This window comes from Anoxybacillus andreesenii (assembly GCF_030813005.1).
GTDB lineage: Bacteria > Bacillota > Bacilli > Bacillales > Cytobacillaceae > Robertmurraya > Robertmurraya andreesenii.
Genome location: NZ_JAUSTU010000008.1, coordinates 169,104 through 179,341 on the forward strand (window position 1 = coordinate 169,104; position 10,238 = coordinate 179,341).

General features: G+C 35.2%; 12 protein-coding genes. 2 read left to right on the forward strand and 10 right to left on the reverse strand.

The window, feature by feature from the left end:
* From J2S07_RS10445 to J2S07_RS10460, 4 genes are read right to left on the reverse strand one after another with little or no spacing between them, the layout of a single operon-like run.
* The gene (locus tag J2S07_RS10445) at positions 1–732 is read right to left on the reverse strand and encodes a PTS transporter subunit EIIC (protein ID WP_307150351.1); all 732 of its coding nucleotides are present in this window, start codon (positions 730–732) and stop codon (positions 1–3) included.
* The gene (locus J2S07_RS10450; protein WP_307150336.1) at positions 733–1,245 is read right to left on the reverse strand and encodes a hypothetical protein; all 513 of its coding nucleotides are present in this window, start codon (positions 1,243–1,245) and stop codon (positions 733–735) included.
* A gap of 12 nt (positions 1,246–1,257) precedes the next feature.
* On the reverse strand, positions 1,258–1,578 hold the full coding sequence (locus J2S07_RS10455) for a PTS sugar transporter subunit IIA (protein WP_307150337.1): 321 nt from the start codon (positions 1,576–1,578) through the stop codon (positions 1,258–1,260).
* Positions 1,578–1,898 (reverse strand): PTS sugar transporter subunit IIB, encoded by a 321-nt coding sequence (locus tag J2S07_RS10460; RefSeq protein ID WP_307150338.1) that lies wholly within the window; start codon positions 1,896–1,898, stop codon positions 1,578–1,580. Before J2S07_RS10460 ends, J2S07_RS10455 begins: the two co-directional genes overlap by 1 nt.
* Positions 1,899–2,139: 241 nt before the next feature.
* On the opposite strand from J2S07_RS10460, the gene J2S07_RS10465 reads away from it, so the two are divergent.
* A complete protein-coding gene (locus tag J2S07_RS10465) occupies positions 2,140–4,050 on the forward strand; it encodes a BglG family transcription antiterminator (RefSeq protein WP_307150339.1) in 1,911 nt (636 codons plus the stop codon).
* Between the two features lie 214 nt (positions 4,051–4,264).
* Here J2S07_RS10465 and J2S07_RS10470 read toward each other — a convergent pair whose 3' ends face one another.
* The 6 genes from J2S07_RS10470 to J2S07_RS10495 form a co-directional block, all read right to left on the reverse strand.
* Positions 4,265–4,714 (reverse strand): hypothetical protein, encoded by a 450-nt coding sequence (locus J2S07_RS10470; protein WP_307150340.1) that lies wholly within the window; start codon positions 4,712–4,714, stop codon positions 4,265–4,267.
* 373 nt (positions 4,715–5,087) lie between these two features.
* Positions 5,088–6,101 carry a DUF4179 domain-containing protein gene (locus J2S07_RS10475; RefSeq protein WP_307150341.1) on the reverse strand — a complete coding sequence of 338 codons (1,014 nt, stop codon included), beginning with the start codon at positions 6,099–6,101 and terminating at the stop codon, positions 5,088–5,090.
* Positions 6,091–6,621: an RNA polymerase sigma factor gene (locus tag J2S07_RS10480; protein ID WP_307150342.1), complete on the reverse strand. Its 531-nt coding sequence runs from the start codon at positions 6,619–6,621 to the stop codon at positions 6,091–6,093. The genes J2S07_RS10475 and J2S07_RS10480 overlap by 11 nt, the downstream gene beginning before the upstream one ends.
* Positions 6,622–6,939: 318 nt before the next feature.
* Positions 6,940–7,788, reverse strand: coding sequence for an aldo/keto reductase (locus J2S07_RS10485; RefSeq protein ID WP_307150343.1), 849 nt, complete (start codon positions 7,786–7,788; stop codon positions 6,940–6,942).
* On the reverse strand, positions 7,766–8,371 hold the full coding sequence (locus tag J2S07_RS10490; protein WP_307150344.1) for a sugar O-acetyltransferase: 606 nt from the start codon (positions 8,369–8,371) through the stop codon (positions 7,766–7,768). The genes J2S07_RS10485 and J2S07_RS10490 overlap by 23 nt, the downstream gene beginning before the upstream one ends.
* Positions 8,372–8,498: 127 nt before the next feature.
* Complete coding sequence (locus J2S07_RS10495; protein ID WP_307150345.1) at positions 8,499–9,539, reverse strand: NAD(P)-dependent alcohol dehydrogenase; 1,041 nt, start codon at positions 9,537–9,539, stop codon at positions 8,499–8,501.
* A 222-nt stretch (positions 9,540–9,761) separates the two neighbouring features.
* On the opposite strand from J2S07_RS10495, the gene J2S07_RS10500 reads away from it, so the two are divergent.
* Positions 9,762–10,163, forward strand: a complete 402-nt coding sequence (locus J2S07_RS10500; protein WP_307150346.1) for a MerR family transcriptional regulator — start codon at positions 9,762–9,764, stop codon at positions 10,161–10,163.
* Positions 10,164–10,238 lie beyond the last annotated feature (75 nt).

Consider the following 10,238-nt stretch of genomic DNA (forward strand, 5'->3'; position numbering starts at 1 on the left):
TCACTCCTCTTCCGCTAGTTCTGCATCCTGAATAACCGCTTGTTTATCGTAAACTTTGAAAAATGGATAATATATTAACCAAGAAATAGCAAATAATACAACGAATAAAATCAATCCCCGGAAGGATTCAGTAATAATCCAGCTTTGGATTGGTGCTGGTAAATACCAAAGTTGAAATGGTTGGTGTGGAATGGGTACGAAACCGATTTTCATGACAACCCATGTTAAAATCGGCCCTACTAAACCATTAATCCACATAGGGATCATCAATATCGGGTTAAAGGCAATTGGCGCACCAAATACAATTGGTTCGTTAATATTAAATATGGAAGGAACAAGTGATGCTTTCCCTATCATTTTTAATCTTTGTGATTTAGCCATAAATGCCAACATGATACATAATGATAACGTAGCACCGCCACCACCGATTAGGAATAAATTCACTGCCTCGTTCGTAAAGATACTGGTTACTTCTTTACCTGCCTCAAAGTTTGCCTGGTTTTGTGCAATAGCCGGTAAAGCAATCGCACTTATAACTGGGTATAAGACCCAGCTTGAAATACCAAAGGTATACAAGAATGCGAAACCTAGGAAGTTAATCAAGACAAATCCCCAGAAACCTTGTCCAAGATTGATTAACGGAGAAAAGATTGAATTAACTACATTATATAAATTGATTTGTAATTCGAATGTGAAAATCCAACCAATTAGTAGTATTACGATAATTGGAATTTACGTGTTAAACCAAACAGCTACAAAGTCCGGGATGGCGGAATCTTCATCAATGAATTTCCATTTGGAGAAAAGATTCATGATAATGCCAACAAACAACCCAGCAAGCAATGCAGCAATCATACCACCGGTACCGAATGAATTCAGATCAAATACGATTTGACCTTCTGCCGTTAAGGTTGGGTATACCAATATTAGAAAAAATGCCAGCCCGGCAAGACCGGCTTGTTTGGAAACTTCCTTATGTCCTTTATTGTTCATTACTGCTTCCGGTATTAAATAGGCCAAGAATAACGAAAATAGCCCGAATGAGAATGTACTGAGCAATGAAAAGTCAGGAAAGCCCTTCCAATAATCCTTAACAATAGACAGGATTGTAGCAAACGAACCGATGAAAACCATCGGCATTGCCGTCAAGATTGCGCTTTGGACTGATGCAACCCATGGATTTTTCGCCATCTTATTTACCTTCGGAGCAAAACTATCTGTCATCCAAGACATCAATTTGTCCATCTTTTTCACCCCTTATAGTCTTTTGTATAATTTGATAATCTCCCGCATTACGTTCATTTCTGCTTTAACAGTCATTAATGTATCTTGAGCATGGCCAAATAATGGCGAAAACGGGAAATCAAATCCTTCAGCCTCTTTTTGTAGCGTCTCTGTTTGAGCTTTATGAGCTGTGATGATTTCTTCATTTGCTTGATTCATTAATTCATCCGCCTGATCAAAATCTCCATTTGAAGCTTTGTCCACCGCTTGATAAACAAAATCGCGTGCATTGCCGGCATGCAGGATTACATTCATGGAAATCAGTGCAAGTTCTTCTTTACTTACTTGTTCCATTATTGTTCACCGCCTTCTAAAATTTCTGTAGCAACCTTAACTAAGCCTTGACCGTCTAATGAGCCATACACTCTTTGTGGAATGATGCCATATTTAACGCCCGCTGCTTCACATGGGCCTTTTACATCGTCAATCATGTATTTCAAATGTGGTGCAACCAACAGTAAATCAATGCTATTTAAATGTTCGCCAAGTTCCGACTCACATTTTGCCTTAAATTCTATATCTGCACCTAATTTTTTGACAGCCTTTCGAGCCGCTGCCGCCATAAAACCAGATGATGCTCCTGCTCCACAAACTAATAAAACTTTTTTTGTCATGATATTTCTCCTCCTTTTGTTTACACGTTCAGTATGTCACGGTTAGGAAAGCGGTACCAACCGGAAACTTTCCTAACCCCTGGAAAGTTGAGTACGCTTTCAAGGTGTAACAAGGGTTTTTATAATTAACGCCTTATTAAACAAAAAATTTTCCTATCCTTAGGAAAATTTTAAATGACTTATTATTTTTTGCCTGTACTATACTAATCATATTAGTTGAGATAAGGCGGGGTGAGTGATGATGGGAAATCAAAAATTAAGAGCTTTTCTCAATTATCTAGAGGCTCAAAATGATTGGGTTACAGCAAGTGCTCTGGCAAATCATTTTAAGGTTTCAACCAGAACGATCCGTAATTATGTAAGTGCTATCAATAAAGATAACCCCATTATATCTGCTTCTCAAAATGGATATAAATTGATGACGACCGAAAGTCAAGAAGGTGCATCCTCTTCTCAAACTCAAGACACACCTTCGAAACGAATAAATATGATTTTAAAGGAATTAATCATAAACACTGAAGGATTAGATATTTTTGATTTAAGTGAAAAGATATTTGTCAGTACATCCACGATAGAAAATGATATTGTTATTGCTAATGGTCAGGTTGCCCCATTTCATTTAAAAGTGAAACGAAGACATGACATGCTCATCTTGGTAGGGGAAGAAACGTCAAAGCGGAAACTAATGAGTCATATCATTTCACAGGAGGCTTCACCACATTTTTTAAGCACGATTAAAGTGCAGAGACTATTTAAAGATTACAATATCACTCAATTAAAAGAAAATGTCATAAGTATTTTAGAAAAAAATAACCTACTTATTAATGAATATTCAATCAACAGTATTATTTTACATTTAGTCATTACTATGGATCGCATTAAAAATAATAAATCAATTAAGCAAAATTTGCAGACAAAAATGTTAAAAGGTAATTCAGAAATTACTGCTGCAAAAGACATTGCTGATACGATTGAAAATAAATATGGAATCACATTTAACGAAGCTGAAAGATATTATTTAGTACTTTTGCTTTCGAGTAAGACGACGCTTTTAAATTATCAAACATTAACACTTGACTCTTTAACAGGTTTTGTGGATAAACATTATATTGAACTCACTCAGAAACTCTTGGAAAAAGTGCATGAATCTTATTTCATTGACCTTTCTGATAACGAATTTATTGTTAAGTTTACATTGCATATTCGGAATCTAGTATTTAGAGCAAAAAATAAACAATGGTCTAGAAATCCTTTAACCTATAGATTGAAGGACACATACCCATTAATATACGAAATTTCAGTTTTTATCTCCAATGAGCTGCAAAAAATGGAAAGCATCGTAATTAAGGAAGATGAAATCGCATATATTGCTTTTCATATTGGGGCATTTTTTGAACGAAAAAAAGAGTTGGAAACAAAAATTTTATGTGCTGTTGTTTGCCCTAATTATTATGATATGCAAATAAATTTAGTTCAAAAAATTGAAGCAAAATTCAAGGATTCAATCGAAATTATTCAAGTAACCCCGGAAATAGATGATTTACTGAATACCGATAAAATCGAATTTATCATTACGACACTTCCGGTTAAATCATTACAAATTCCGACTGTTTTCGTTCATCCCTATATAACCAAAGAGGATTACGAACATATTCAAAATCTTCTTGTAAAACTAAGTGAACGAAAAAATATCTTAAAAGTAAAAAATTACCTTGAGATGTTTTTCAACGAAGAATTATTTATGAAAAACATTTATTTAGATAATGCCGAGGAATATATAAAATACATGTCCGAAAAACTTTATGAAAAGAAATATGTTAAAAAGGATTATTGTGGATCTGTTTTAGAACGAGAAAAAATGTCATCAACTGCTTTTAACAATAATGTAGCTGTCCCCCATTCCATGAAAATGGATGCAAATAGAACAGGAATATGCATTATTATTAATGACAAACCTGTAAAATGGGGAGAAGAGCAGATCCAAATTATCACAATGATTGCTATTAATCAAACACAACGGCAGCTATTCAGCCAAGTGTTTGAGAGCTTTATTAACATATTATCTGAGTGGGAAAATGTAAAGGAATTGACGAAAGCCATTGATTATAAGGACTTTATGGACAAAATTGCCCATTTAATGGATAAAATATAAGTTCACTATTCAACCGAATAGCGAGTGAAACTCTAATCAATATGATTTTTCAAAGCACGAAGGAAATTGGTGAAGGTGAGCCAACTTCCTTTGTTTTGGTTTTTTTCTAGTTCAGAAATTAATTCGTATCTTATTGGGAGTCATAATTTTAATTCCGTTCGCTATTGGACTATTCATTCGATTCTTAAGTTAGAAGGTGAAAGCTTTAAGATTCTTACAATCCCTTTTCTGTTATTGATTTTATCCGTTTTAGCTTTATTGTACGAATATCATCATTCTTAATTTCCGAATTAAGTTTCGACCTTTTAATAATCAATATTTCTTTTTCAACACGAGCAACTAACATAACATTTTCCAATACTTCCCCACTTTTCATCAGAATGTTTACAACTTGTCCATTCTCCAGTCCTTTAATATAAGGATACTGCCTTCGAATCTTACGGTCTTTCCGTTCTGCCTCTAATGGTATTAATCTTTTTTCAATAGGAATAAGCCCCAATATCAAAATGGCAAGACAAAGAATATAGAACCACCAGCCAAGGTGCCGCCAATATTTGATTACTATGATATTGATACCAATCCATCCAATTCTTAATAGCCAAAAAACAAATCTGTCTCTCTGTTCTCTTCTTATTTCCCTTTCTTTATCTATTCTAGATTTCATTATAGAAACACCAACCTTACTTCTTTCCGCTGTTACTAAAAATGGTCTAAGTAACAAGATGACTCTATTATGTGATTTTTCTCTGATTATTACTTATCTAAATTTAGAGCTTATAGAAGAGTTTTGGATACAAATTAACCCGCTGTGAACCCTTACTACACAAGGGAGTAAAAGGATATTGAATAAAGAAGAAAGTGTAAAACTCGATTTAAAAATAAACTAAATTTATAAAGTTAATATTAAAGGGGAGCAGTTAAAATCTACTGCTCCCCTCATCTTTGACATGCTTTTTGGAATGATTAGGGTGAAACCCCATACCAATTTCTAGGTATTATAGAGTGGCATTATTAGATTACAATTTGTTGCGACCTGTTTAATTGATTTGTTTGTTATCTTCGTTTTTAATGATAACTTGATATTCTTCCCCTTTGATCAGTTCTTGAGCTTTATCTGAATTGATTAATTCAGCTATCATATTTTCAATCTTAATTATCCGATCTTTTTCTTGAGATTCTAATGAGTTAAGGGTTGTATAAATGTAAATCGTAAAAGGTTGTTTATTGTTCGAGTATCCTACTTCTTTTACATGAAATTCACTATTTCCGATTAGTCCTTCCGAAATAGCACTAATAATTTCATTCCATTTATGTGCTTGCTTCTGCTTTGCCATATCCACTATTTCAAATTCTACTAAGTATTCGTTCCAACCATATGCTTCTGCAACACTGAGGATAAGTTCCTCCAAATCTGTTTTAGAGTTACTCGAACTCGGAATATTAACGATGAATTTCTTGTTATCTGGTCTGATTCCTATTCCGATTAACTCAAGGTTTCTTTCTTGGGCCTTCCTGTATATTTCTTGAAACATTTTTGTTTGTTCAGTTGAACTGCTACTAGCGTTATCTTCTGAAATATTTCTTTCTTGTGAAAGATTTATCTTATAGCTATCATAACCCCTAAATTGGAGGATCTCTTCAATTAGTTCCTTCACATCTTTCTTAACACTGGCAAAATACTGTTTATCACCTTGGAGTGTGATATTAATACTAGGATTTGATTTAAATTGAATTGAAATGTCTGTAGTCTGATAACCCTTTTTATCTAATTCTTCTGAAATAATATTTATTACCTGTTTTGATTCAAAAATATCACCTAGATACGGTATTTTAATTACAATATTAGCCATAGTTGGAGATAAAAAAGCTGAACCGAATAATAATCCAATGATTAAGACGGCTGAACAGGCTATAAGGATACTTTTCCTTGGCCGCCTTTTTTTGAGGCTATTTCTTTCAACTTCAAATCGCATAATTCCAGTTTGAATTTTCATGTCTAATTCTGATGGAATTTTAATTTTCTTAAACTCACTCTTTATTTTATTGTTCATATAAATCTTCCCTCCTTACAGAATTACGGAGCTTTTCTAAAGCTCTATAATGGTTAGATTTAACGGTACTTGCAGGCAAATTAAGAATGTCTGCAATTTCATTAAAGGTATATCCTTGGTAATATTTTAAGAATATAATAGTCCTCTCCTGTACATTTAAGACCTCTAATAATTCGATTAACGAAAGTGTTAATGGAATATCATCGTTTTCTATAGCAATCAATTTATCCTTATCGGTCAGTTCTACAGGGAAAATCCTCTGTTTCTTTCTTAATAAATCAATGGCACAGTTTATAGTGATTTTTATTAGCCAAGTCTTGATATATTTAATTTCCCTAACAGTATCAAATTTCTGATATGCACGATACGCAGTTTCTTGAACAACATCCATGGCATCGTCTTTATTCTTTGTATAGGTAAACGCCATTCGATATAAATCATCCTGGTAGTCCTTAAATAGATCTGTAAAGATATCTTTGTCTGGCTTTTTTCTTTTGGGAAAAGGAAAGATTTTAATCACCTTCTATTCTCTCTTTATATATTAGACTGAAAACCATTGAAAAAAGTCGAGAGAATCCAAATTTTTTTTAAAAGTAAGGGCTTTGATAAAGATGATAAATTGATTGCAGAAAAGCTATTAGTTCCAACTCAGATATTTGCAATGGGGGTAGTGTTAGGAGTAGATTTACTACGTTAAGAAAATTACAATATTAAAAAGTCCGATTTCCCAGTATTAATATTGAGAAATGGGACTCTTTACGTTCTACAATGGGGATTAGCTTTGGGGTTATCGGTAGCTTCTAGGCTTTGATCATTATAACTTAAAAAGATCTTTTGTCTACCACAAAGCCAGCGGCTCGCTCACACTTGGTTCTGGATAGACAGAATCTATTTTTACTAGGTCTTCTTCTATCAGCTGAATATGCGCAGCTTTTACGTTGTTTATCACGTGTTCCAAATTACTAGACTGTGGAATAGCAATGGTCTGCCCATTACGGATACACCATGCTAATAAAATTTGAAAAACATCTGCGTTATACTTTTTCGAGATATCCAGTAAAACTTTTTGTTTCGTTAAATCAGCACCTAATCGATCTCCTCTCGCTACAGGAGCATACGCCATTACCGGCATGCTATTTTCTTTCATCATTGGAACCAAATCGTAATCAATTCCACGATCACCTAAATTATATCGGACTTGATTTGTGGCACAGTGATGACCATTAGGCAGTTTTAATAAGTTCTTCATATCATTCACATCAAAATTAGATACTCCCCAGGCTTTGATTTTCCCTTGCATTTTAGCTTGTTCCATTGCTTCTATTGTTTCTTCGATTTGAACACTGCCTTTCCAATGAAGCAAATAAAGATCTAAATAATCTGTTTTCAATCGTTTTAAGGAGTTATCTAAACTTATGGGAATTTGTTTTTTCGAAGCGTTATTAGGAAGAACTTTTGAGACAAGGAATAGATTTTCTCTTTTATAAAGTTTAATAACGTGGGCTACTAAAATTTCAGAATTTCCTTCACCGTATGATTCAGCTGTATCAATAACTTGAACACCACGATCAAGGCCAGATCTTATTGACTCTACTTCTTGATCAAAATTATCTGCTCTGTCTCCCAAATTCGCAGTACCTAAGCCTATAGGAAAAACTTCTCTCTCAGCTATTTTCACTTTTTTCACCTTTATCAACTCCTTCATTTATGTTCTTTATAACTTTCGCAGGCACTCCTGCAACAACCGTATTTTCTGGGACATCCTTCGTAACAACTGCTCCCGCTGCAACAACAGAGTTGTCGCCAATTGTCACACCAGGTAGTATGGTTGCGTTTGATCCAATCCACACATTTTTGCCAATTACGACTGGAGAGGGGTATGTTGTGTTTCTAGTTTCTAAGGAAAACCCATGATTAAGTGTAGCAATCGTGACATTCATACCAATTAGGGCACCCTCTCCTATCGTGATTCCGCCTCTATTTTGAAAGGAACAGCCTGTGTTGAAAAATACGTTTTTTCCAATGGTGATATTTTTACAGAAATCTGTATAAAATGGTGGAAAACACATAAAAGATGAATCAACTTTGGTGCCAGTCAGTTCACTAAAAATCTCGACAATCTCTTCTCTTGAATGATAGGATGTGTTCAACTCCATTGTTATCCTTTGAGCTTCATAGCTACATTTGGTTAATAGCCCATGTAATTCTTTATCCTCACCTGCAATCGGATTCCCTTTCTTACAAAAATCTATAAACTCTTTCATGTCCATTTATTAATTCACCTTCCTTTTTTGTTAGTCTCTCCTTGTCATATTTCAAATACAGCAAATATAAGAAGATGCCCCAAAAGCTGGACTCCTAGGACACCTTAAAATTACTATTAAAAACATCCACAAATTACATGGTACTAATATCAATTACGAAACGATACTTCACATCGGATGCTAATACTCGCTCATACGCTTCATCAATTTGGTCAGCCGAAATGACTTCAATTTTTGGAACAATGTTATGTTTAGCACAGAAATCCAACATTTCCTGAGTCTCTCGGATCCCACCAATCATGGAACCTGCAAATGAGCGACGATGACCGATAAGAGACATCACATTTAGTGATAATGGCTCACCAGGAGCACCTACGTTAACCAGGGTTCCGTCAAGAGTGAGTAGGGAAAAATAAGCATCGATGTCTATTTTCGCACTTACCGTGTTAATAATTAGGTCAAAGGTTCCAGCAAGTTTCTCGAAAGTTTCTGGATCGCTTGTTGCATAGTAGTGGTCTGCACCTAGTTGCAAGCCATCGTCCATTTTCTTCAATGTTTGTGATAGAACTGTTACCTCGGCACCCATGGCATGTGCAATTTGAACAGCCATATGACCAAGACCGCCCATACCAACTACAGCTACTTTCTTTCCTGGTCCAGCTCCCCAATGATTTAATGGAGAATATGTCGTAATCCCTGCGCAAAGCAACGGTGCTGTAACGTCAAGCTTAATACTATCAGGAATTCTAAGTACGAAATCTTCCTGTACGACTATGTGAGTAGAATATCCTCCCTGAGTAGGTTCGCCGTATTTGTCAACACCGGCATAGGTTTGGATATTTCCTTTGAGACAGTATTGTTCTTCTCCTTTACGGCAGTTCTCACATTCACCGCAAGAATCAACCATACAGCCTACTCCTACTCGATCACCAACCTTGTATTTTGTAACCTCTGCTCCTACTCCCGTAACAATTCCCGCAATCTCATGTCCAGGTACGAGTGGATAATTCACAGGCCCCCATTCGCCGTGAGCCGTATGGATGTCAGAATGGCATATGCCCGCATATTTAATTTCAATCAGAACATCATGTGAATCAAGGTCACGTCTTTTAATTTCAGCAGCTCGAAACGGTTTGTCTGGACCATCTACTGCACGTGCTTTAGCTGTTATCATAAGCTTAAACCTCCAATAACTTGATTTAGTAAAGAGAATTGACTTGTTTCCTCTCTTGCAAAACTAGAATAGACCATAGAGTTAACTCTAGGTCAAGGTAGAATTTTATATACAGAACACAACACAAATCACATAAGCTACGTTTTGACATTTCTCATTCATCATGATAAAGTCTTGCCAATACATAGAGTTAACTCGAAGTCTATATAAAAAAGGAGATAAATGACGTTGGAATATTCGATCAGCGAAGTGGCAAAGAAATTAAATCTCACAGTATATACTTTGCGTTACTACGACAAAGAGGGCCTAATGCCTTTTGTAGAACGGACACCTAACGGAACACGATTGTTCAAAGAGTCTGATATAGAAGCACTAAAAGTAATTGAATGTTTAAAAGCGACTGGGATGCCTATTAAGGAGATAAAAAATTTTATTGATTGGTGCTCTGATGGGGATTCCACGTTGCAACAAAGATATGACATGTTCTTGGATCGAAAATTAGCTGTAGAAGCACAGTTGGAAGAACTAAACAACACAATGGAACTTATCAATCACAAATGCGAATATTACAAGGCTGCATTAGAGGCAGGAACCGAAGATATTCTTGAACTACCCACCACTTAGTATCTCTTACGAGCTGCTTGAAGTGGGGGATTCCTAAGTAAGGAGGCCTATCGGCTTCTAATTGATTAGGCTAGC

Excerpts from the sequence above, each read along its gene's own strand:
- J2S07_RS10450 (WP_307150336.1), bottom strand. The coding sequence starts at position 1,245 with ATGGACAAATTGATGTCTTGGATGACAGATAGTTTTGCTCCGAAGGTA.
- J2S07_RS10455 (WP_307150337.1), bottom strand. The coding sequence starts at position 1,578 with ATGGAACAAGTAAGTAAAGAAGAACTTGCACTGATTTCCATGAATGTA.
- J2S07_RS10460 (WP_307150338.1), bottom strand. The coding sequence starts at position 1,898 with ATGACAAAAAAAGTTTTATTAGTTTGTGGAGCAGGAGCATCATCTGGT.
- J2S07_RS10465 (WP_307150339.1), top strand. The coding sequence starts at position 2,140 with ATGGGAAATCAAAAATTAAGAGCTTTTCTCAATTATCTAGAGGCTCAA.
- J2S07_RS10470 (WP_307150340.1), bottom strand. The coding sequence starts at position 4,714 with ATGAAATCTAGAATAGATAAAGAAAGGGAAATAAGAAGAGAACAGAGA.
- J2S07_RS10475 (WP_307150341.1), bottom strand. The coding sequence starts at position 6,101 with ATGAACAATAAAATAAAGAGTGAGTTTAAGAAAATTAAAATTCCATCA.
- J2S07_RS10490 (WP_307150344.1), bottom strand. The coding sequence starts at position 8,371 with ATGGACATGAAAGAGTTTATAGATTTTTGTAAGAAAGGGAATCCGATT.
- J2S07_RS10495 (WP_307150345.1), bottom strand. The coding sequence starts at position 9,539 with ATGATAACAGCTAAAGCACGTGCAGTAGATGGTCCAGACAAACCGTTT.
- J2S07_RS10500 (WP_307150346.1), top strand. The coding sequence starts at position 9,762 with ATGACGTTGGAATATTCGATCAGCGAAGTGGCAAAGAAATTAAATCTC.